Source organism: Neorhizobium sp. P12A (assembly GCF_008365395.1).
In the GTDB taxonomy this organism is placed as follows: Bacteria; Pseudomonadota; Alphaproteobacteria; order Rhizobiales; family Rhizobiaceae; genus Rhizobium.
On record NZ_QOVX01000001.1, the window covers coordinates 910,004 to 932,693 of the forward strand.

Below are 22,690 nucleotides of genomic sequence, written 5' to 3' on the forward strand. Positions count from 1 at the left end.
AACTTAGAGATCGAGACTGACATCAGGCTGAACGGGGCCGCTGATGCATTCAGTGCTGGGCGAGTGAAGCAAAAGCTTCGCTTCATCGATCGTTGAGAGATGCTCCCTACACCCCAGACGGATCTTCAAGTCCGAAATCGCGCCTGAGATGAGCACTGACCTCCTCCGTGGATTGGCGCGAAACCTCTGGCGGCCTTCGGAAGAACAGACGAAAAACACTCCCCCATCGCCATCGAAATCTCCACCAGTAGATATAATATTCTTTCATGGAAATCGTCCTGCTCCCGATGAAAGAACAGCTATGCATCCAATTTCATAGCTCTTATAATGAAGCTTTCCTTTCTAGACATGAAGGATTTTCATGCCAAGGCCGCTGCCACCCATCGCCGCTTTGAAGGCTTTCTGCGCCATTGCCGACACCGGTGGTTTTGGTCGGGCCGCCGAGCGTGTGGGTCTCACCCAAACGGCCGTCAGCCATCAGATAGCCCAGCTCGAGGAGTGGATCGGCGGCGCGCTTCTGGTTCGCGGCCGCAGAGGCGCCACCCTTACGCCACTGGGGGCCTCTCTCCATCCCGCCGTGTCGCAGGCAATCGACCAACTGGAGCGTGCGCTCCATCAGGCGCGTTCGAATATCAGCAGCCAAACGTTGACACTGTCTGTCACCCCGGAATTCTCCAGCGGCTGGCTGGGTCAGCGCCTCAAGGATTTCTGTCAGCGATATCCTGAGGTCGTCCTCAATCTGACCGTGACCTACCGGCGCCCGGACTTCGGCCAGCAGGATATCGATCTTGCAATCAGTCTGGGACCGGAGACCCCCGGCCTGGTGGGAGAACCGCTCTTCGCCGAGGAGGAATTTGTCGTTTGCGCCCCGGAATATCTCGGACGGCTTCCCCCGCGCGGCGCGATTGCCTCGGCGCCCCTGCTCAGGTTTGCGGGCATGCGCCATGCCTTGCTGGATTGGCAGCGTTGGTATGAGCAGGTGACCACGGGGGAGAATGAGGAACTCGCTTCGTTCGATATCGCCAAAGCCGTTGCGGATGGCCCCGACTTCGATTCTCTCGAGGAGATGCTGCAGGCCTGCCGACAGGGCGCCGGATTTGCGCTCGTCCGCACGTCTCTTGTGGCAGACGACCTGCAGAAAGGCAGCCTCGCCCGCTGCTTCACCGAAATCCAGCCGGCATCGCTGAACTACACGCTAATCTATCCTGCAAATGCGCTGAAGCGCCCTGTCATAGCGCTGTTTCGCAACTGGCTGATCGCCCAGCGGACCATCACCGCGTCATAGACAAGAAAAACCCGGCGCAGCTTTCGCCACGCCGGGTTCGCATGTTTCCCTTGGGAGGAGAAATCAATCGACGTTGAAGGTCAGCGGCTTTGCCTGGCGGATAGCCGCATTGGCGGTCAGCTTGGCCAGAACTTCATCGCTGACAGGCGCATCGACATAAAGCAGAGCGATGGCGTCGCCGCCCTGCTTGTCGCGGCCGAGCTGGAAGTTCGCGATGTTGACGTTGGCTGAACCGAGCGTCGTGCCGATGAAGCCGATCATGCCGGGGACGTCGGTGTTGGTGACATAGACCATGTGGTTGCCGACATCGGCGTCGAGATTGATGCCCTTGATCTGGATGAAGCGCGGCTTGCCATCGGAGAAGACGGTGCCGGCAACCGAGCGCGTCATGCTTTCGGTCGTGACCGTCAGCTTGATGTAGCCGTCATAGACGCCGGTCTTGTCGCGCTTGACCTCGGCGAGAACGATGCCCTTTTCCTTGATCATGATCGGCGCCGAAACCATGTTCACGTCGGCGACCTGGCTGCGGATGAGGCCGGCCAGCAACGCCGAGGTCAGCGCCTTGGTGTTCATGCCGGCAGTGACACCGTCATAGAGGATCTCGATTTCCTTGATCGGCTCGTCGGTGACCTGGCCGACGAAGGCGCCGAGCACGTCTGCGAGCTTGATGAAGGGCTTCAGGATCGGCGCTTCCTCGGCCGTAATCGACGGCATGTTGATGGCGTTCGAAACAGCACCTTTCACGAGGTAATCTGCCATCTGTTCGGCAACCTGCAGGGCGACATTTTCCTGGGCTTCCGTGGTCGACGCGCCAAGATGAGGCGTGCAGACGACGTTCGGCAAGCCGAAGAGCGGGCTTTCCTTGGCAGGCTCGACTTCGAAGACGTCGAAGGCGGCACCGGCGACATGTCCGGCCTTGATGGCATCGGCAAGCGCCTGCTCGTCGACGAGACCACCGCGGGCGCAGTTGATGATGCGCACTCCCGGCTTCGTCTTTGCCAGCGCTTCTCTGTTGAGGATGCCGCGCGTCTTGTCCGTCATCGGAACATGCAGCGTGATGAAATCGGCCTGGGCCAGCAACTCGTCGAGCTCGACCTTGGTGACGCCCATCTCTTCAGCGCGCTCCTTGGACAGGAACGGGTCGTAGGCGACGACATGCATCTTCAGACCGATAGCGCGGGCGCAGACGATGGAGCCGATATTGCCGGCGCCGATGACGCCGAGCGTCTTGCCGGTGATTTCGACACCCATGAACTTCGACTTTTCCCACTTGCCGGCCTGCGTCGAGACGTCGGCAGCCGGAAGCTGGCGGGCGACGGCGAACATCAGCGCGATCGCGTGTTCGGCTGTCGTGATCGAATTGCCGAAGGGCGTGTTCATCACGATGATGCCGCGCTTGGAAGCGGCCGGGATGTCGACATTGTCGACGCCGATGCCGGCGCGGCCGACGACCTTGAGGTTCTTGGCGGCTTCGATGATCTTTTCCGTCACCTTCGTGGCAGAGCGGATGGCAAGACCATCATAATTGCCGATGACTTCGAAAAGCTTGTCCTTGTCCTTGCCGAGCTGCGGCTGGAAATCGACTTCGACCCCGCGATCGCGGAAGATCTGGACGGCGGTTTCCGACAGTTCGTCGGATACGAGAACGCGAGGTGCCATTGGGGGCTTCCTTCAAAAGTGTTCAGCGATGAATCGAATGGAGATGCGGGGCTCCGCCCTTCTGGCGGAGCCTATGCGATCACGTCAGGCAGCGGCCTGGGACAGCGTCGCCTTCTGGGTTTTGAAAGCCCAGTCGAGCCACGGCATCAGCTTCTGCATGTCTGCAGTCTCGATCGTGGCGCCGGCCCAGATGCGAAGACCGGACGGCGCGTCGCGGTAGGCGCCGATGTCATAGGCGACGCCTTCCTTTTCGAGGAGAGCGACGAGACCCTTGGCAAAATCCGCCTGACCGGCTTCATCGAGAGCGGCCACGTCCTTGTCGACGATCTTCAGGCAGACCGAGGTGTTGGATTCGATTTCCGGCTTGACGGCCAGGTTGGCGATCCAGTCGTTGGCGGCGACGAAATCGGCGATCGCCTTGGTGTTGGCATCGGCACGGGCGACGAGCGCCTTGAGGCCGCCGAGCTGCTTTGCCCAGAGGAGAGCATCGATATAGTCCTCGACGCAAAGCATCGAAGGCGTGTTGATCGTCTCGCCGGTGAAGATGCCTTCAATCAGCTTGCCGCCAGACGTCATGCGGAAGATCTTCGGCAACGGCCAGGCCGGTGCGTAGGTCGTCAGGCGTTCGACAGCGCGCGGCGACAGGATGATGATGCCGTGCGCGCCCTCGCCGCCGAGAACCTTCTGCCAGGAGAAGGTAACGACATCGAGCTTGGCGAAATCGAGGTTCTGGGCGAAGGCTGCAGACGTCGCGTCGCAGATCGTCAGGCCCTTGCGGTCATCAGGAATAAAATCGCCGTTCGGAACGCGGACGCCCGAGGTCGTGCCGTTCCACGTAAAGACCACGTCGCGGTCGAAATCGATGGTAGAGAGATCCGGAAGCTCGCCATAGCCCGCTTCGATCTTGCGGACGTCCTTGAGCTTCAGCTGCTTGACGACGTCGGTGACCCAGCCGGCACCGAAGCTTTCCCAGGCGACCATGTCGACGCCGCGCTCGCCGAGCAGCGACCAGAGCGCCATCTCGACAGCGCCGGTATCGGACGCAGGAACGATACCGATGCGGTAATCCGCCGGCACTTCCAGAATTTCGCGAGTGAGATCAATGGCCTGCTTGAGCTTGGCTTTGCCGACTTTCGCGCGGTGCGAACGGCCAAGGGCCGCGTCGGAAAGAGCTTCGAGCGACCAACCAGGGCGCTTCGAGCAGGGGCCAGAAGAAAAATGGGTGTTCTCCGGACGTACGTCCGGCTTTGCGGTGGCAGCGGCCATATGTATACCCTTCCAGGTAATTAGCCTCTCGTTGGGGAGAGGTGTCCCGCCGCCGTGGGTATAGGAGGCCGCGCACGCGGTCAAGATGGAAGTGTCGCAGGCGGATTAATTTTTGGCGTGTTTGCGTCGCAAGGTCGCGGATGCGAGGGGAAATGCGCAAAACTACCAGGTGGTTACGTGACTACCAGGTAGTCACGCGCAGGCCGATACGGATTTCATGACGCGACAATGAACCGTCACGTCCCATGGCCCCTGAGGCACCCGCCGCCGAATCAGCGCCGGAATAGCCGAACATGTCCCCGCCTGCCACATGGGAGAAGCGGTAGCCGAGATCGATCTTGACGTTTTGGGCAAGATCGTAGGAGACGCCGGCCATGAGCGCATAGGTAAAGCGCCAGTCAGCCTGGCCAGGATAGCGGCTGGCGGAAGACCCTGCCCCCCCGCAACCCGCGCTGCCATCGATGCAGGAGGCCGTGGCGTTGACGCTGTTCCAATCCACCCGCGTGGCCCCGAGGCCAGCGCCGACATAGGGTGTGAAGCCGGCAAGCGTGCCGAGATCGACATAGCCGTTCAGCAACAGGCTTCCGGCGGTGTAGGAGGAGGAACCCTTGTAGCCGCAGCCCGTGCCGGCGCCACCGCCGGCGCATGGCTCGTCGCTCGAAAATTTGCCCTTGAAATCACCGCTGAAGAGATCGCCGGTGATATCGGCGCGAACAAGGTCGTTGAACTGGTAGCCGACGCCAAGGCTGCCGGTGAAATCTCCACCATCGAAGCGAGCCGAATCGAAGCTGCCGCTGTTGTAGTCGCCGGTCGCCGAATCATAGTCTCGGAAGCCGACGCCGTGATGATCGGCATTGACGGCATAGCCGACATCGCCGCGGACGTAGAAGCCCTGCGCGTCCTTGACGGTGACTTCCTGCATCTTGACCTCGGGCGGCAGATCACCGGCGAAAACCGTCCCGGCCAGCGTAGCCGCCATCGCGGTTCCGACGGCCAGCGCCTTGAAACGGATCATCGAACTGCCCTTCTCACCCGCGGGTCGCCCCGCATTTCAATCCTGCGTGGCTCGCATCTCGATCCCCTAGGGATGACGGATGTCGCGCCATTGTCGTTTCATTAACCATAAGGAATTCATGGTTAACGAACGTTTAAAAGGGCGATGCTGGCGTTTAGGAAGTTGTGTTCAAGCCGGATCAATTTGACGAGACACCAGGGAGATCACCCCGCCGACATCTCTCTCTCCCAGGCTTCGATCTCGGATTGAGCGACGCTATCTCTCCGTCGCTTGAAGAGCGATCGCCATGACAGCTGAGTGGCGGGGTACGTGTCCCTGATATGATTGAGATAAAAGGAATAGGGATCGGCAAGGGAAAAAATCTTTACCGCGACCCATTCGGGAACCAGATAATGCGAGGATTTGCGGCCATTGTGCCAATAGATGGTCAGGGTCTCGGTATCCGCCTCGTAGGCAGCCGACCGGATAGCGCTCAAGCTGAAGGATTGAACACGCATTTCCCACCCAATTGTCCCGAGGGATATGAGGCATAATAAGCCAAGGATGGCAGCCTTTGCACCCTCCATATCGGGGGTTTCCACCGCCAAAACTGAAATGACCCAATCGGCCCGCCGGGATCAGGTGGATCGCAGTCGGACAAGAAAAAACCGCCCGACGGATCGAGCGGCTTTCGGGGCACCAAGGCAGGAAATCGGGATATTACTTGTAGACCGGGGCCGGCGGGATATCGGCCGGCGGCATGTAGGTTGCCGTCTCGCAACCGCCGAAGGTGTAGCGAGCACCCAGGCGAGCCTCGTGGATGTTGATGCCCTTGTCGTAGCCCGGACCGCCATTCTCGGCGTAGCCGAACATGTCGCCGCCTTCGATATGGCGGAAGCGATAGCCCACATCGGCCTTGAGATTGCAGGTCAGGTCGATCGCGGTACCGGCCATCAGAGCGTAGGTGAACCGCCAGCTGCCGCGGCCGTTATGGCTAACCGTGCCATCGCAAGACGAGGAATCATCGTCGGCGCAGGACGTGTTGTGCAGATTGTCCCACTTGACGTAGGTACCACCGAGACCGCCGCCGAGATAAGGCGTGAAGGCGCCGTACGTGCCGAGGTCGACATAGGCGTTGGCCAGCAAGCTGAAGGCCGTCATCGAAGCCACGTCATGCGAGGTTGCCGCCACCGAGGTAAATCCAGGTCCGCAAGCGCCGCAGTCACCATGGGTCGAGCCGTTGAAATCCGAGCTGAACAGATAGTCCATCGTCAAGTCGGCGCGCAGGTAGTTGTTGATCTGGTAACCGACACCGCCGCCGAGCGTGAAGTTGTCGTCGAGACTGGAGCTGCTGAAATCAACGAGGTTGCTGTTGGACCCCTGGAAATAGTTTGCCCCGCGCAGATCCGTAAAGGCATAGCCGACATCGCCGCGCAGATACCATCCGCTCGACTGGCTGACGACAGGCGGGGCGGCCTGCGGCGCCGGCTCGGGCGTGTAGAGATCCGCAGCAAATGCGGATGTGGTTAGAAGCGTTGCAACAACCGTTCCGATCAATCTTTTCATCATGGCTTGGGACTCCCAATTCGTCGTCATCGGCCGGACGAAGCAGCCTGACACATGCCATGGATAATGAATTGGAAAAGTTAAAACCCGCTTAACTACGACTATTTACCTTGTTCTTCGGAAAATCAGACCACGAAGCATTCAACTATGAGTATAAAAACAACACAGCCGGCGTTGAACACGCCGGCTGTTTCAAAAAAGGAGTGGATGGATGCTCAGGCAGCGGTGCGAACGTTTGCGATCACGCCTATAAGGTCATTGACGATACGTTCGATCTGGCTGCGGTCATCCCCCTCCGCCATGACGCGGATCAAGGGCTCCGTACCCGAAGGCCGGATCACCAGCCTGCCGTTTCGCGAAAGTTCGCTTTCCGCATCGGCAATCGCCTGCCGCACCTGGTTGTCCTCCAGGGGCTTTCCTCCGGAGATGCGCACATTGCGCAGAAGCTGCGGCACCGGCTCGAACCGACGGCAGATCTCGCTGACCGGCTTGTCCAAACGCTTGGCGCAGGCAAGAATCTGCAGCGCGGCAACAAGCCCGTCTCCCGTCGTGCCATAGTCTGACAGCACGATGTGGCCAGACTGCTCGCCGCCGACGTTGAAATCATGCTGGCGCATGTGCTCGACAACATAGCGGTCGCCGACCTTCGTGCGGGCGAGCTCCAGCCCCTTGCCGCCGAGAAACCTCTCCAGGCCGAGATTGGACATAACAGTCGCAACGATGCCGTTGCCGCGCAGGATCTGATTGTCGGCCCAGGTTTCGGCAATGACAGCCATCAGCTGATCGCCATCGATGATGGTGCCATTCTCGTCGACGATGACGACACGGTCGGCATCTCCATCCAACGCAATACCGATATCGGCCCGCACTTCATCGACCTTCTTCTGAAGTGCCGTCGGGCTGGTCGAACCGCAATTGAGGTTGATGTTCATGCCGTTCGGCTCGTTGCCGATGGTCACGACATCCGCGCCAAGCTCCCAGAGCGCAGCGGGCGCGACCTTGTAGGCGGCGCCATTGGCGCAGTCGATGGCGATCCTCAGCCCCTGAAGCGTGACGTCCCGTGGAAGCGTGCGCTTCGCATGCTCGATATAACGATCATGCACGCCGTCGATACGCTTGGCCCGACCGATGTCATCGGCCTTTGCCAATTGCGAATAGATGTCCTTCTCCAGAAGCTCCTCGATCTGCTGTTCGAGATCGTCCGAGAGCTTGTAGCCGTCAGGGCCGAAAAGCTTGATGCCATTGTCTTCGTAAGGATTGTGCGAGGCCGAGATCATAACCCCGATATCGGCGCGGAGTGACCGCGTCAGCATCGCGACGGCAGGAGTCGGGATCGGGCCGAGAACGAAAGCGTCGACGCCGGCTGCCGTGAACCCGGCAACCATGGCATTTTCCAGCATGTAGCCGGACAAACGTGTGTCCTTGCCGATGACGACCCTGTGACGATGGCTGCCACGTCGGAAAATGGTCCCGACCGCGATCCCGACCCGCATGGCCAGATCGGGCGTCATCGGAAAAGTATTGGATTGGCCCCGGATACCGTCCGTTCCAAAATAACTGCGTTTCATGCAAACTCCCGCGATTAAAGCGTGCCCGATGAGGGCCACGCATCCCCACACACGTCTCAAATCAACTAAGCGTAGAGACCTCAAATCATGAGGCTCATGCCATAAAACGGGGGCCCTATCACGTCACTTACAGAGAAAGCCTATCATATCCTGTTACCGACAAAAAAGGCCGGCTCCCGAAAAACGAGAGCCGGCCCCTTAATTATCAACCGAATACCGCGGTCAATGCGGCTGCGGTTCGAAGCCGCCTTCCGGCTCTTCGCCCTTGGCGCCGACAGGACCGTCCTTCTTGGCGCCCGTCTTCGGAACCGCAGAGCCGCGGCTCGGAGGCGTGTCGTCGCCGAGATCGCGCGACGGCTTTTCGCCACGAATGAGCGCCTTGATCTCTTCGCCGCTCAGCGTCTCGTACTCCAGCAGACCCTCGGCCAGCGCGACGAATTCGTCGTGCTTTTCAGTGAGGATGTCCCTCGCCTGCTGGTAGGCCTGGTCGATCAGGCGGCGCACTTCGGTGTCGATCTTCTGTGCCGTGGATTCCGAAACATTCTTGGTCTGCGAAACCGAATGCCCGAGGAATACTTCCTGCTGGTTCTCGCCATAGGCGACCTGACCCAGTTCGTCGGAGAAGCCCCATTGCGTGACCATCGCGCGGGCAAGCTTGGTTGCCTGCTCGATGTCGGAGGACGCACCCGAGGTGATGTTCTCCTTGCCGAAGGTCAGTTCTTCCGCAACGCGGCCGCCCATCATGATGCATAGGCGCGAAATCATCCACAGGTAGCTCATCGAGTAGCGATCGCCCTCGGGGAGCTGCATGACCATGCCGAGTGCACGGCCGCGCGGAATGATCGTTGCCTTGTGCAGCGGATCGGCGACGGCGACGTTGAGCGCCGTGATCGCGTGACCGGCTTCGTGATAGGCCGTGAGCTTCTTTTCCGCCTCGGTCATGGCCGAAGAACGGCGCTCGGCGCCCATCATGATCTTGTCCTTGGCGTCTTCGAACTCGGCCATGGTGACGACACGCTTGTTGCGGCGGGCGGCCATCAGGGCAGCTTCGTTGACGAGGTTCATCAGGTCGGCACCGGAGAAGCCGGGCGTACCGCGGGCAAGCGTCTTCAGATCGACATTCGGAGCCAGTGGAACATTGCGGGCATGCACCTTCAGGATACGTTCGCGGCCGACGATGTCGGGATTCGGCACGACGACCTGGCGGTCGAAGCGGCCCGGACGCAGCAGCGCCGGATCGAGAACGTCAGGACGGTTTGTCGCAGCGATCAGGATGATGCCTTCATTGGCCTCAAAGCCGTCCATCTCGACCAGCAACTGGTTGAGCGTCTGTTCGCGCTCGTCGTTGCCACCGCCAAGACCGGCGCCACGATGGCGACCGACGGCGTCGATTTCGTCGATGAAGATGATGCAGGGCGCATTCTTCTTCGCCTGCTCGAACATGTCGCGTACACGGCTTGCACCGACGCCGACGAACATTTCGACGAAGTCGGAACCGGAAATGGTGAAGAACGGCACGTTTGCTTCACCGGCGATCGCGCGAGCAAGCAACGTCTTACCGGTGCCGGGAGGGCCGACGAGCAGGACGCCGCGCGGAATGCGGCCGCCGAGACGCTGGAACTTCTGTGGGTCACGCAGGAATTCGACGATTTCCTCGAGATCCTGCTTGGCTTCATCAACACCGGCGACGTCTTCAAAGGTGACGCGGCCATGCGCTTCCGTCAGAAGCTTGGCCTTGGATTTGCCGAAGCCCATTGCCCCTCGCGATCCGCCTTGCATCTGCCGCATGAAGAACAGCCAGACGCCGAGGATCAAGAGCATCGGCAGCAGCGTACCGAGATAGCTCAGGAAGCTCGAAGAGCCGTCGGATTCGGGACGGCCGACAATCGTGACATTCTTGGTCTGCAGCCGATCGAGCAGAGTTTCGTCCACGACTGGAGCATAGGTTTGGAAGGTCGTTCCGTTTTCAACATAGCTCCCGACAAGGCGGTTGCCCGTCACCGTCACGTCGCGAACGCGGCCGGAATCAACTTCCCGCAGGAACTGCGAGTAAGGAATTTCCCGGGACCCCGTCTGCGCGGGCGCAGTCTGGAACATGCTGAAAAGGGCAATCAACAGCAAGGCTATGATTGCCCACAGAGCGAAATTACGAAAATTAGGGTTCATTGAACTCCCCAGCACTGACACAGCCCGCCTTTTGACGGCTGCTATACTTGGCCTCTAACATAGGATTACGCTGTGCCATTGCCAAGGCAATCCACACTGTCGGATGCGTTTTCCGTCAATAACCCTTAAAGCGGCGGACATAAATACGGTGTTCTTCCAAAAGAAACTGCCAAACGATCGGCGAACATGAGATCGAATCGTGTCAAAAAGCGGTCGAATGGCGCGAAATACGGCGAAACGGTCACATCAGAGCCTGCCCAACCCCTTGGAATTCCATCGATAGCCCGAATCTCCGGTAATGCTGCGCCGGCGCGACGAATGGCGCCTTTCGGCAAATTTTTCGAAAATAAATCGTCCCCGACATCTGCCTTGGGCTCAACGCGAATGGTGTGACGGCCACGATTGGTAACCTCGAACCGGCCGTCCCAGATGCCTGCCTCTCCAGGTGCCACAGTGAGCGGTGCGATACCCCTGCTCTCCCTCATCAGAAACAGCCCACCCCCGCGCAGGTCGAAGACGACGCCGGCAGCCGTCCGGCGCCCTTCAATGCCCGCAGCCAGGAAATCCAGAATGCGATCCATACGGTCACGACCGGCAGGAAAGGCCCGACCGCCGAAGACAGCGGCAAGGTTGGAGAGGGCGTAACGGAGAAGTTTGGCGTCAGCCCTCAATCCCTCGGAGCGGATTTCGCCAAGCGCGCAGCAATGCACGGTGACATGGGCTGCGAGCCAGCCAGCGGCCGCAGCCGACAACGCGGTACGCTCTACTTCGCGGGCGTCTGGCCCGTCGATCCGACCGTCCGTCTGTTCTGCGAGAGACTTCCGGATACGCACCCGTTCGTAATGCGGGTCCTCGTTGCTGGGATCGTCGATCCAGCCGATGCTTTGCCTGGACAGATAGTCGCGGATATCGCTCCTGCGGCAGCCCAGGAAGGGGCGCACGATCCAGATCCGTCGGTCGAAGAGAACGGCATCGGCGATCCCCGTTCCGGCACCGTCCTCGAATACAGTGCGGGCCGCGCGCATGGCGAGCGTTTCCCGCTGGTCGTCTGATGTATGGGCAGTGACGATCACGTTGGCGGAAATTTCGGCCGCGATATCGGCAAGCAGCCCGTAGCGCGCCTCTCTTGCGGCGGCCATGATCCCGCTCTTCGGCTTCTCGCCAACCCAACGGCCCGTCCGATGGGCAATACCAAGGCGGGAGCAGAGCGCCGCGACAGTCTCAGCCTCGGCCGCGGATTCGGCGCGCAGGCCGTGATCGATGGTGGCGGCGGAAAGAGTGATATCCGGATGGGGAAACGACTTCAGCCTGTCGGCAAGGGCGACGAGGAGACCCGTCGAATCGCTGCCTCCGGAAATGGAGACAAGAATATGCGCCGGCCGGCGAATACGATCGAGAAAATCGGCGGCAGCATCTTCGGGCAATGCGAAAGCGCTTGCGGCAGATGCCGGAATGGGATCAGCAGGCAAGCCGCTTTTCTTCGCTGGCAACCTTGGCAGTCACGGCCTTCGAAGCCTTCGGGTATCGCTTGGTGACCTCGCGCATAGTTGCGCAGGCCGTATCCTTGTTGTCGAGCGCTGCAAGCGACATGCCGAGCTTCAACAGCATTTCCGGCGCCTTTTCCGAGGTGCCGTATTTCTGATGCGCATTCAGGAATGTCTTTGCCGCATCATTATACTTGCCCTGCGAGTACAGCGCTTCGCCCAGCCAGAAATTGGCATCGGGCGCACGGGCGCTGTTCGGGTAGCTGGCGATATACTGACGGAACTCCTGCTCTGCGACGCCATAATCGCCGGACAGAACATGGCCATAAGCGGCCTTATAGGTGTCGGCTTCGCTGCCGAGCGAGGCGGTCTGCGTCGAGTCGGCAGCCGGCGCGGGACCGGACCCAACGCTGGCCTGGCTGTTGACGCCGCCGCCGACCGGCTTGCCGTTCTGGTCGAACTGGATCGAGCCGAGCTGGCCCGGTGGCTTGCCGAGCCCACTTCCCTGCTGTCCCCCGGCATCGGGCATATCGCTGCCGCCGGCAGAATTGCCCTGCGAGGAGCCGATCACGCCGGCAACATCGTCCTGCTGGCCACCGGCTGCCGCAGGCGGCGCTGCATCACTCTTCTTCATCGCGCCGCCGCTGTTGGTCGCCGCGCCACCGCCGCCGCCCTTCTTTTCGAGCTGCTGGAAGCGGAATTCATTGTCTTCCTGCGTCTTGCGCATTTGCTCCTGCATCTGCAGAAGCTGATAGCTCATTTCCTCGACGCGGCCGTTCAGCTGGCGCATCTGATCTTCGAGCTGCTGGAGACGAACTTCCGCATCGCTGCTCTGAACCATGATCGTGGGCTGGCCTTCGGGCGCCTGCTGATTGAGCGGCGCTGCCGGGGCTGGTTGCGCTTGCTGCTCGTTGCGCGGCCCGATGTGCATGCCGAACAGCGACAAGGCGTTTGCGCTCCTCTCGCTTCCGGCGACCATCGCCAGACCAAGCATGCCGGCCACGACCAGATTTCTCATATGTAACGTCCTGTTTCCGTGATTCTTCGCGCCATCGGCGCGTGCAGGAGATTTTTACAATTGCTCCCAAAAAGCAACGGAGTTCGGCCAAAGTGTGGTCAAAAAAGTAAACGAGTGCGTGTAAACGACAAAGGCGGCCACAAGGGCCGCCTTTCGCATCTTTCGAAACTGTTAAGCTTATCAGGAACCGGCGCCGTTGAGCACGGTGACCGCACGGCGGTTCTGAGACCAGCAGGAAATATCGTCGCAGGTCGCGACGGGACGTTCCTTGCCGTAGGAGATCGTCTTCAGGCGATTGGCCGGAACACCCTTGGAAACCAGGTAGTTCTTGGCAGCAGCTGCGCGGCGGGCACCGAGCGCGAAGTTGTATTCGCGGGTACCGCGTTCATCCGAATGGCCTTCAACCGTGACGGCGTAGTTCGGATAACGGGCAAGCCACTGAGCCTGACGGTCGAGCGTCTGTGTCGCATCCGCGCGGATAGATGAGGAGTCCGTGTCGAAGAAGATGCGGTCGCCGACATTGACCGTAAAGTCCTGCGGCGAACCGGGCGTTGCGGCGCCAGCGCCGTTCAGACCGAGGTCCCCAGCGCTGCCCGGCAGGTTCTTCTTGGAGGCGCAACCGGCCAGAGAAAGGCCGACGAACAGCGCGATCATGATCGGATTACGGGCGAAATTCTGCATGCGGCTTGCGGCCGGGGTGTCAATTCGGCTCATGGCCGTTCTCTCCTTACGACTCAGTATTAGGGTTTCCAGACAGTAACTGCTTTCGGTTAATCCGCGCTCAACAATTATGGTTAACAAACCGCTACCCCGTCCCTCACAGCACTTTGCGGCGAGAAAGAGGCGCAGCTGTGGACAACTACTCGAGAAGCGGCGACCAGGCCGGGTCCGAAGCAAATCCGGGGGTTTTGATCAGCTGTTCGTTGTAGCCTGTCAGGTCGATCGAGTAGAGCTGCGGACCGCTGGCTCCCTGGGCTTCGCGGAAGAACATGACCACGCGGCCGTTCGGTGCCCAGGTCGGGCCTTCATTGTGGAAGCCTGAGGTCAGCAGGCGCTCGCCCGAGCCATCAGGCTTCATCACGCCGATCGAGAAGGTACCGCCGGACTGCTTGGTGAAGGCAATCAGATCGCCGCGCGGCGACCAGACCGGCGTCGAATAGGAACCATCACCGAACGAGACGCGATGCTGATTGGAGCCGTCAGCGTTCATGATGTAAATCTGCTGCTTGCCGCCGCGGTCGCTTTCGAAAGTGATCTGGCTGCCATCGGGCGAATAGGACGGCGACGTGTCGATGGCCGCCGTCGAGGTCAGGCGCGTGGTCGTGCGCGAACGCAGGTCCATCGTGTAGATGTTGGAATTGCCTTCCTGCTGAAGGCTCATGATGACCTTCTGCCCATCCGGCGAAAAGCGCGGCGAGAAGGTCATGCCCGGGAAGTTGCCGACCACTTCGCGCTGCCCCGTCTCCAGCTGCAGCAGGTAAACGCGCGGCTGCTGGTTGGCGAAGGACATGTAGGTGACTTCCTGCCGGTTCGGCGAGAAGCGCGGCGAGAAGACGAGATCGCTGCCATCGGTCAGCGTGCGGACGTTGAAGCCGTCCTGGTCCATGATGGCAAGCTGCGTCTTGCGAGCAGTCTTCGTTCCGCTTTCGGCGACGAAGACGACGCGGGTATCGAAATAGCCCTTTTCGCCGGTGATCTTCTCATAGATCGCGTCGGCGATGATATGGGCGACGCGGCGCCAGTTTTCCGGCTGCGTATAGAACTGCTGGCCGGTCATCTGCTGGCCGGCAAAGGTGTCCCAAAGGCGGAACTCGGCACGCAGGCGACCGTCGGCTTCCTGCGTCACGCGACCGGTCACCAGCGCCTGGGCATTGATCGTGCGCCAGTTCTGGAATTGCGGAGCCGCGTCGAAATTGCTGATCTTGTCGATGAAGGCGGCCTTGTCGACCGGCGCAAACAGTCCGGAGCGCTTAAGATCGGCGGCAATGACCTGCGAGACCTTGGCACCGATATCGCCATTGGACAGGAAGTCCGTGACCGCGATCGGCAGCGGCGCGACATTGCCCTTATTGATGTTGATCTCGACGACTGCATAAGCCGGAGAGACATAGGCGGCCATCAGACCTGTCAGCACCAGGAGGACACGAACGAGGGAACTTTTTAACATATGGGCCAAGCCTTTCAGCATTATAGCGCAAAGTCGCTGGCGTTGAACTCGGCAACGATTTCACGCCAGTCGTTGTATCTATCGCGAGGCAGGCCGTGGAATGGGGCCGCCTTCAATATGGATCGGTAAGCGCTCATCATGAGCGCCTTGCGGGTATTTTCGGGACCGCCGGTCGCCGTAATGTCCGGATTGCCCTTGAGGTTTCCGGAGGAATCTAACTTGACGCGCGCACGGACATGAACCTTGTCAGCACCGGGCAGGCCTAGAGGCAGCGACCAGTGTTCAAGAATCTGGTTCCGGAACGCGTCCACTTCGGCCTGCTTCAATGCGGCATCATGCTGCGCCTGCCTATGGTGAAGCGGTTTGTGGACCGGCTCTGCGGCAAAAACGTGAAAGGGCAGGAAAATAATCAGGGCGCAAAGCGCGGTCAGTATGCGGGCGGAGCGTCCGTTCATATGTCGCCGAGCTCCCCGCATCACAGCCCCAGATCGCTCGCATCGAAATTGAGCACCAGTTGGTTCCAGCCATTATCACCGTCGTATTTATCCGCAGGCAGCAGATCGGGTTTGAACGGCGCCGAGCGCATAACTGCGCGGTAAGCGCTGCCTTTGATTGCGTCCTGGGTCCCCGCGGTACCGCCGGTCGCCGTAATCTGCGGGTCGCCGACGACATTGCCCGACCGATCGAGCTGCACAACGATCTTGACACGAACTTCCGAGGCACCCTCAAGGCCTTGCTGGACATTCCAGTTGCCCTGGATCAGGTCTTTCAGCCCGTCCATTTCGCTCTGGCTGAGCTTGCCGCCGCCGGCCGACTTCTTGCCGCCGAGCGAGGCCACCTGCGTATTCGCTCCAGCCGAGGCCTCCTGCTTGGAGCGCGCGGCACCACCTGCCGATGAATTCTTGTTGAGCAGTTTTGAAATCTCGTCAGCGTTGAAATCGCTGTCCTGCGCGGTCGATCCCTTGGCGGTCTCGCGTTTCTTGTCGTCGTTTTTCTTGCCGTCGTCGGGCGACTTGTTGGTGCTCTGTGTCACCGTCTTGTCTGTCGGCTTGGTCTCAGGCTTGACTGGCGCAGGCTTTGTTTCCGGCTTCACCTCTGGCTTGGGGTCCGGCTTGACGTCAGGCGTCTTGTCCGCGGTCTTCGGCGGCTGAGCCTGTGGCTTCACCTCCGGCAACGGAATATTGTCCGGCACAGTGATTTCAGCCGGCTGCTGGGTCGGCGGCGGAGGCGGCGTGTCAGCCTTCGGCGGGGTTGGCGGCGTGGGTGTCGGCGGCGTCGAATCAGCCTTCGGCGTGGGCGGCGGTGTTGGCGTCGGCGGCGTCACGTCAGGACGCTGCTGCGGAATGGCGGCCACTTCCTTCGGCGCGGCATCCGTTTCCTGCTGCTCGATCGTCTTGACGTCGTTCGGCTGCGGATCGTCTTTCGGAACCGGCGTCTGGACCTTCTTCTGCACCGCCGCCGCAGCATTGTCGTCGGTCGGTCGGGCCTTCGGCGTTGCCGGGTTCTTCAGGTCGATATCGTTCTCGCCGGTATTCTGCGCATTGGCGACCTGGGTCTGCTTGGTCGTCTGCTTCTTGGCGGCATGATCCTTGACTGGAGCGGTTTTCTCGCCCTGCTGGAGCTGGTCCGCAGCAACGAGATCGACGGGCATGGCTTCGCTTTCCGGCGTGTCCAGGGTCCGGGGCGCCCCAATGGTCACCAAGGCACAGACGAGCACCACGCAATGCAGTACAAAGGATGTAGCGACGCTGCCCCTCATGTCAGTCCGTTAATGATCCTGTTTCTGCTGGGTGACGAGGCCGATATTCTTGTAACCTGCCTCCTGGATGCGCGACATGACGTCGGCGATCACCCCGTAAGGAGCCGCTGCGTCACCGCGCACAAAGATGCGCTCGTTGTAGCCGGTCGTGGCGATCGCCTGCAGCTTGGCGGCAATCTCCGTCACGGGGATCGCTGTCTCCTGGATGAAGACCTCGCCCGTGCCCTTTACCGAGATGGTGATCGGTTGCGTCTGGGCGTTGAGGGCCCCCGCCTGGGTCTGCGGCAGATCGATCGGCACGCCCGACGTCATCATTGGTGCTGCCACCATGAAGATGATCAAAAGCACGAGCATGACGTCGACGAGCGGCGTCACGTTGATATCGGAGATCGGACCACCGCCACGACCACCTCGGCGACGACCGCCGCGACGTCCACCGCCGCCACCCTTTGCTCCAACCGACATTGCCATCAGCGTCTCTCCTCTTTGCGGCCGTTACTGTGCGGCCTGGCGCGGCTGCAGCTTTTCGTCGATCTGGCGCGACAGGATCGCGGAGAACTCGTCGGCAAAGCCTTCCATCCGGCCCGAAAGCTTGCCGGCGTCAGCGGAGAACTTGTTGTAGGCGATAACGGCGGGGATAGCGGCGACGAGGCCGATTGCGGTCGCGAGCAGCGCTTCCGCGATACCAGGTGCGACGACCGCAAGGTTGGTCGACTTCGAACCGGCGATCGCCTGGAACGAGGTCATGATACCGACAACCGTACCGAAAAGACCGATGAACGGCGCCGCAGAACCGATGGTCGCGAGCGAGCCGAGACGAGCGCCGAAATGGTCGGACTCTCGTGCGAGCGTCACATCCATGGCGCGATCAATACGCATCTGCAGGCCGATCGGCGACCGTGCTCCGCGCTCGAACGATTTCTTCCATTCGCGCATGGCGGCGACGAAGATGGCGCTGAGGCCGGTATTCGTCCGCTCCGAAAGCGTGCGGTAGAGTTCTTCCAGCGACTGGCCGGACCAGAAAACCTGCTCGAAATGATCGAACTGGCGGCGCGCACGCCCATAGGCCAGGTATTTGTCGATGACGATCGCCCAGGTCCATACGGACGCGGCGATCAGGCCGAGCATGACGATCTTGACGACCAGGCCCGCCTGCATGAACAGCGACCACAGCGTCACGTCACTTGTTACTGCTGCCAATCCAACTTGTTCCATTGATCCAAAATCCTCGAATCCAAACGCCCGGCGCTAGACCGGGCGGCACAAAACTGATCTCGCAAGAAATGTCTGGCAGCTGCCACCGAAACGCCCTGGTCAAGCCTCCAAGCTACAACTGCCTTCTTGCCGTCAAATTTGGTCAAAGGAAGGCGTGCGCCGCACAAACCCTGACTTTGCTATTAAGACACTATTATGGTTAAAAGATTGTTAGTGTCCCGTGACGGAATTACTACAGTTGCAAGGCGACCGCTCAAGACCGGGTCGCAACAGCAGGGGTTCCAGACCATTTCCTGCAGCGCGGGAATTCCTTCGCAGAAAAATCAAGTTTTAACAAGAACGATTTGCGACGCGGCCCGCTTTTCGCGACTACCCCTCTTTCGACGCGACGAGCATCTGCTGCGCCAGCGCCTCCGGCAAACGTCGCGGGCGCCCCTTGGCATTGATCACGGCGATGATGACCTTTGCCGCGATCAGCAGGGCGCCATCGCGGCGGATCTCCTGCGAGAGCACCATCTTTGCGCCGCCTGCCTTTTCCGTGGAGGTGTGGATCGTCAGCACATCATCCATCCGCGCCGGCGATTTGAAATCGATCTCCATGCGGTGGACGACGAAAACCAGGCCGTCTTCATCCGCGCCGATGAGTTCCCGCTGCTCCACGCCCAGGCAACGCAGGTAATCGGTGCGCCCGCGCTCGAGAAAATGCAGGTACCGGGCGTGATAGACGAGGCCGGAAAAATCCGTATCTTCGTAATAGACTCGCTGCAGCAACCGGTGTCCGCCTGATGTCAACTCCCCGGCGATCAGGAAGGGGCTGTTCATTCTTGCCGTCTCCGAAAAAATCTGGGGACCTTCTTTGACGGAAGACAGTTCATCAGGCAAGCGTTCAACAAATGTCATAATTCCTGACTATCCGGGAACGTGCCGGATAGCGATCGATGCGCAGAAGGAGACGAACTTATGAAAATTGCGGTTATGGGCGGAGACGGATTTATCGGTTGGCCCACATCCCTGCACCTCTCCGACGCCGGCCACGATGTCCATATCCTCGATAATCTCTCCCGCAGATGGATCGATACGGAGCTTGGCGTCCAGTCGCTGACGCCGATGGATTCCATCCAGGAGCGCACGCGCATCTGGCACGCCGAGACCGGTCGCCGCATTCACTTCAATTTGATCGACCTCGCCAAGGACTACGAGTTGCTGAAGAAGTGGCTGGCCGAGCATCGCCCGGATGCGATCGTGCATTTTGCCGAACAGCGCGCCGCTCCCTATTCGATGAAGAGCGACCGCCACAAGAATTACACCGTCAACAACAATGTCAGCGCGACGCACAACCTGCTCAACGCACTGGTCGAGCTCAATCTCGATTCTCACCTTGTCCATCTCGGGACCATGGGCGTCTATGGTTATTCGACCGTCGGCGCGGCTATTCCCGAAGGCTATCTGCCTGTCGGCATCGAGACGGCGGACGGCCGCTCGGTCAGCCAGGAAATCCTCTATCCCGCCAATCCCGGCTCGATCTATCACATGACCAAGTGCCTGGATCAGCTGCTATTCCAGTTCTATGCCAAGAATGATGGTCTGAGGATCACCGACCTGCATCAGGGCATCGTCTGGGGCACGCATACGGAGCAGACCCGCCGCCACACGCAGATCATCAACCGCTTCGACTATGACGGCGATTACGGCACGGTGCTCAACCGCTTCCTCATCCAGGCGGCGATCGGCTACCCGCTGACGGTGCATGGCACCGGCGGCCAGACCCGCGCCTTCATCCACATTCAGGATTCCGTGCGCTGCATCGAACTTGCGCTGAAGAACCCGCCTGCCCGCGGCAGTCGAGTCGAAATCTTCAACCAGATGACGGAAACGCATCGCGTCCGTGATCTCGCGGAGATGATTTCCAAGCTGACCGGCGCTGAGATCGCCTGGCTGCCCAATCCGCGCAAGGAAGCCCCTGAAAACGAACTCATCGTCAAGAATGAAAAATTCCTCGGCCTCGGCCTCGAACCGACCACGCTTCAGGCCGGTCTCCTCGATGAGATTGTCGATGTAGCAAAGAAATATGCTTACCGCGTCGACCGTTCGCGCGTTCCGGCTGTCTCGGCCTGGACGAAGGATCTCGCGGCGACCGTCAACCACGATCCCGAAGGCAAAAGATTGAAATCCGTCTCATGATGTTCGGAAGCGAAATCCTGCAGGGTGTCCGGCCGCGCACGACAGCGCAGGCCCGGCATGCCTTTGTGACGCTTGTGACGAATGCCGATTATGCCATGGGCGCGGTCGCGCTGGCTCGCTCCATTCAGCGGACTGACACCGCAGCGGATATTGTCGTCCTGCATACGGCAGGCGTCGATGATCGCGATCTGGTGCCGCTGGAAGAGCTGGGCTGTCGGCTCGTCGAGGTCGAGCACCTGCCGGTTTCCGACGAATTCAACGAACGCCATGCGCGCGGCAACCTCCATGCCGCAGCACCCTTTACCAAGGGTCGCAAGCCGGCCTTCCATTCTCCGCTCGATAATTTCTGCAAGCTGCGGCTTTGGCAGCTGATCGACTACCGCGCCTGCGTCTTCATCGACGCCGACGCGCTGGTGCTGAAGAATATCGACAAGCTCTTCGACTATCCGGAATTCTCGGCCGCTCCGAATGTTTATGAGAGCATGGCGGACTTCCATCGCATGAACTCAGGCGTTTTCGTCGCCCATCCTTCGCTGGCGACGTTCAACGACATGCTGCGGATGATCGACCGTCCGGGTGCTTTCTGGCGTCGAACGGACCAGACCTTTCTCGAGACATTCTTCCCGGATTGGCACGGCCTGCCCGTTTTCATGAACATGCTGCAATATGTATGGTTCACCATGCCGGCTCTTTGGGACTGGCACAGCATTTCGGTCCTGCATTATCAATACGAGAAGCCGTGGGAGGAGAATCATCCCAAGGTCGACAAGTTGAAGCCGTTGATCGAGCTGTGGCAGCGCTTCTATGCCGGTCATGATGTTCCAGACGTCGCCGCATTCGCCAATCCGAAAGAGGCCGCATGAAAGTCTTCGTATCGGGTGGAACGGGTCTCGTCGGTCGCTACATCGTCGAGGACCTTCTGGCTGCCGGCTATTCGGTCATCGTCGGTGGCCGCAACAGGCCGGATTCGGGCTTTTTCTCGAAGCCGGTAACCTTCCTGCCGATGACCTTGGACCCGCGGGAAGACCAAAGCTGCCTTTTTGACGATGCCTATTTCTTTGTCCACGCTGCCTTCAGCCATATTCCCGGCAAATATCGGGGCGGGGAAGGTGACGATCCCGCCGAGTTTCGCCGCCTCAATCTCGGCGGCACGATCAAGCTCTTCGAAACCGCACAGCGCGCCGGCATCCGTCGTTGCGTCTTTATCTCCTCCCGCGCCGTCTATGGCGACCGACTCGCCGGCGAAGTGCTTTGCGAAAGCATGAAGCCGACCCCGAACACGCTCTATGGGCAGGTGAAGCTGGATGCCGAGCGCGCGCTGCTGACGCTTGCAGCACCGGGCTTTGCGCCCGTCATCCTGCGCGCCACAGGCGTTTACGGCGACCTAAGCCCCAATAAATGGGACGATCTTTTCGCCGATTATCTGAGCGGACGAACCGTATCCGCACGCGCAGGCACCGAAGTGCACGGACGCGATCTCGCCCGGGCTGTTCGCATGATGCTGGAAACGGAGACCGGACGCATCGACCGCGAGATCTTCAACATCTCCGACCTGCTGACCGAGACCCACGAGATACTGAAATTGTTGCAGCATGAAACCGACTGTCCGAGCGCCCTTCCTGCGCCGGCCCCCGAAGGCATCGTCAGCGAAATGGATACGGCGAAGATCCGGGCGTTGGGCTGGACGAGCGGCGGCGAGGAGTTGCTGCGCACAACGATCCGCACGCTGGCTTCAAAGCTCCGGGCAATCCCGATGCCACTCAACGCATCAGCGTCGTCTCGTTCCATTTAAATGCAGCGAGTTCCCGCTCGCGAAACCGCGCGTCGTCGGCAACGATAAACTCGTCAAGCTGCGGCGGCTTCACGCTGCTTCCTGAAAGCATCGCATGCGCCTGGCCGCGATGATGCGTCTGGTGCTGGAAGAGGTGGCTGAGTACATCCTCCATCCGCTCCCGCTGGATGCGATTGCCGCGATTGAGATCGATGACGCCGGCGAGTTTGTCCGGGCTCAAATTCTCGCAGAGCCGAACGAGCCGACGGTCGACCTTTGCCTGCTCTTCCGCCAGCAAAGCCATGGTCTCGCAGGGTTCTTCGATCTCGAATGCCTTCAGCCCGAGGTTGCCGCCCTCAAGCCCGTCGACATAGAACCAGTCCACGGTCAAGATATGGTTGAAAGTCGCCTTGAGCGACGGGAAGAAGCTCGTCCGGATCGCATCGAATTCGCCAGAATCGAGCTCGGCACAGGCTTGATGCAGCCGGAAATTGGCCAGCGCATTGTTATAGGCCAGCTTGCGGAACACCCTGCATGGATCGAAATCCGACATGTCTCCTCCCCTCAATGTTCCGCCTCTGATGACGAAAC

Annotated in this window: 21 protein-coding genes; 4 read left to right on the forward strand and 17 right to left on the reverse strand. The window is 60.2% G+C overall.

Translation table 11 applies throughout. The features are described 5' to 3' along the window. The first annotated feature begins 361 nt into the window (after positions 1-361). A complete protein-coding gene (locus DTW90_RS04345; RefSeq protein WP_149336633.1) occupies positions 362-1,285 on the forward strand; it encodes a LysR substrate-binding domain-containing protein in 924 nt (307 codons plus the stop codon). 63 nt (positions 1,286-1,348) lie between these two features. On the opposite strand, the gene serA is transcribed toward DTW90_RS04345, so the two are convergent. From serA to ybgC, 16 genes are all read right to left on the reverse strand, one after another. Continuing rightward, complete coding sequence (gene serA, locus DTW90_RS04350) at positions 1,349-2,944, reverse strand: phosphoglycerate dehydrogenase (RefSeq protein WP_149336635.1); 1,596 nt, start codon at positions 2,942-2,944, stop codon at positions 1,349-1,351. Between the two features lie 84 nt (positions 2,945-3,028). Then, entirely contained in the window at positions 3,029-4,210 is a 1,182-nt protein-coding gene (locus DTW90_RS04355) for a phosphoserine transaminase (protein WP_132518374.1), read from the reverse strand. 181 nt (positions 4,211-4,391) lie between these two features. Beyond that, positions 4,392-5,225: a P44/Msp2 family outer membrane protein gene (locus DTW90_RS04360; protein ID WP_149336637.1), complete on the reverse strand. Its 834-nt coding sequence runs from the start codon at positions 5,223-5,225 to the stop codon at positions 4,392-4,394. A gap of 203 nt (positions 5,226-5,428) precedes the next feature. Then, a complete protein-coding gene (locus tag DTW90_RS04365; protein WP_165927753.1) occupies positions 5,429-5,722 on the reverse strand; it encodes a KTSC domain-containing protein in 294 nt (97 codons plus the stop codon). Between the two features lie 202 nt (positions 5,723-5,924). Then, complete coding sequence (locus DTW90_RS04370) at positions 5,925-6,773, reverse strand: outer membrane protein (RefSeq protein WP_132518368.1); 849 nt, start codon at positions 6,771-6,773, stop codon at positions 5,925-5,927. A 212-nt stretch (positions 6,774-6,985) separates the two neighbouring features. After that, complete coding sequence (gene glmM / locus DTW90_RS04375) at positions 6,986-8,338, reverse strand: phosphoglucosamine mutase (protein WP_132518366.1); 1,353 nt, start codon at positions 8,336-8,338, stop codon at positions 6,986-6,988. A 222-nt stretch (positions 8,339-8,560) separates the two neighbouring features. Then, a complete protein-coding gene (gene ftsH / locus DTW90_RS04380; protein ID WP_132518364.1) occupies positions 8,561-10,504 on the reverse strand; it encodes an ATP-dependent zinc metalloprotease FtsH in 1,944 nt (647 codons plus the stop codon). A gap of 125 nt (positions 10,505-10,629) precedes the next feature. Beyond that, entirely contained in the window at positions 10,630-11,973 is a 1,344-nt protein-coding gene (gene tilS / locus DTW90_RS04385; protein ID WP_246664885.1) for a tRNA lysidine(34) synthetase TilS, read from the reverse strand. Beyond that, positions 11,963-13,006, reverse strand: a complete 1,044-nt coding sequence (gene ybgF / locus DTW90_RS04390) for a tol-pal system protein YbgF (RefSeq protein ID WP_149336639.1) — start codon at positions 13,004-13,006, stop codon at positions 11,963-11,965. The genes tilS and ybgF overlap by 11 nt, the downstream gene beginning before the upstream one ends. 180 nt (positions 13,007-13,186) lie before the next feature. Beyond that, positions 13,187-13,720: a peptidoglycan-associated lipoprotein Pal gene (gene pal, locus DTW90_RS04395; protein ID WP_132518360.1), complete on the reverse strand. Its 534-nt coding sequence runs from the start codon at positions 13,718-13,720 to the stop codon at positions 13,187-13,189. Positions 13,721-13,865: 145 nt separating this feature from the next. Continuing rightward, positions 13,866-15,173, reverse strand: coding sequence for a Tol-Pal system beta propeller repeat protein TolB (gene tolB / locus DTW90_RS04400; RefSeq protein WP_149336641.1), 1,308 nt, complete (start codon positions 15,171-15,173; stop codon positions 13,866-13,868). Positions 15,174-15,193: 20 nt separating this feature from the next. After that, positions 15,194-15,628, reverse strand: a complete 435-nt coding sequence (locus tag DTW90_RS04405) for a hypothetical protein (protein WP_149336642.1) — start codon at positions 15,626-15,628, stop codon at positions 15,194-15,196. A gap of 20 nt (positions 15,629-15,648) precedes the next feature. Next, positions 15,649-16,932, reverse strand: a complete 1,284-nt coding sequence (locus DTW90_RS04410; RefSeq protein WP_149336644.1) for a hypothetical protein — start codon at positions 16,930-16,932, stop codon at positions 15,649-15,651. A gap of 9 nt (positions 16,933-16,941) precedes the next feature. Further along, positions 16,942-17,403: a protein TolR gene (gene tolR / locus DTW90_RS04415; RefSeq protein ID WP_132518352.1), complete on the reverse strand. Its 462-nt coding sequence runs from the start codon at positions 17,401-17,403 to the stop codon at positions 16,942-16,944. A 24-nt stretch (positions 17,404-17,427) separates the two neighbouring features. Then, positions 17,428-18,147, reverse strand: coding sequence for a protein TolQ (gene tolQ / locus DTW90_RS04420; RefSeq protein WP_132518350.1), 720 nt, complete (start codon positions 18,145-18,147; stop codon positions 17,428-17,430). A 369-nt stretch (positions 18,148-18,516) separates the two neighbouring features. Then, entirely contained in the window at positions 18,517-18,969 is a 453-nt protein-coding gene (ybgC, locus tag DTW90_RS04425) for a tol-pal system-associated acyl-CoA thioesterase (RefSeq protein WP_149336646.1), read from the reverse strand. Between the two features lie 138 nt (positions 18,970-19,107). On the opposite strand from ybgC, the gene DTW90_RS04430 reads away from it, so the two are divergent. From DTW90_RS04430 to DTW90_RS04440, 3 genes are read left to right on the forward strand one after another with little or no spacing between them, the layout of a single operon-like run. Further along, a complete protein-coding gene (locus DTW90_RS04430; protein ID WP_132518346.1) occupies positions 19,108-20,328 on the forward strand; it encodes an NAD-dependent epimerase/dehydratase family protein in 1,221 nt (406 codons plus the stop codon). Then, positions 20,325-21,191: a glycosyltransferase gene (locus tag DTW90_RS04435; RefSeq protein WP_149336648.1), complete on the forward strand. Its 867-nt coding sequence runs from the start codon at positions 20,325-20,327 to the stop codon at positions 21,189-21,191. Before DTW90_RS04430 ends, DTW90_RS04435 begins: the two co-directional genes overlap by 4 nt. Continuing rightward, positions 21,188-22,120, forward strand: coding sequence for an NAD(P)-dependent oxidoreductase (locus tag DTW90_RS04440; protein WP_149336649.1), 933 nt, complete (start codon positions 21,188-21,190; stop codon positions 22,118-22,120). The genes DTW90_RS04435 and DTW90_RS04440 overlap by 4 nt, the downstream gene beginning before the upstream one ends. On the opposite strand, the gene DTW90_RS04445 is transcribed toward DTW90_RS04440, so the two are convergent. After that, on the reverse strand, positions 22,089-22,652 hold the full coding sequence (locus DTW90_RS04445) for a DinB family protein (protein WP_149336651.1): 564 nt from the start codon (positions 22,650-22,652) through the stop codon (positions 22,089-22,091). The two genes, DTW90_RS04440 and DTW90_RS04445, sit on opposite strands and share 32 nt — an antisense overlap. Positions 22,653-22,690 lie beyond the last annotated feature (38 nt).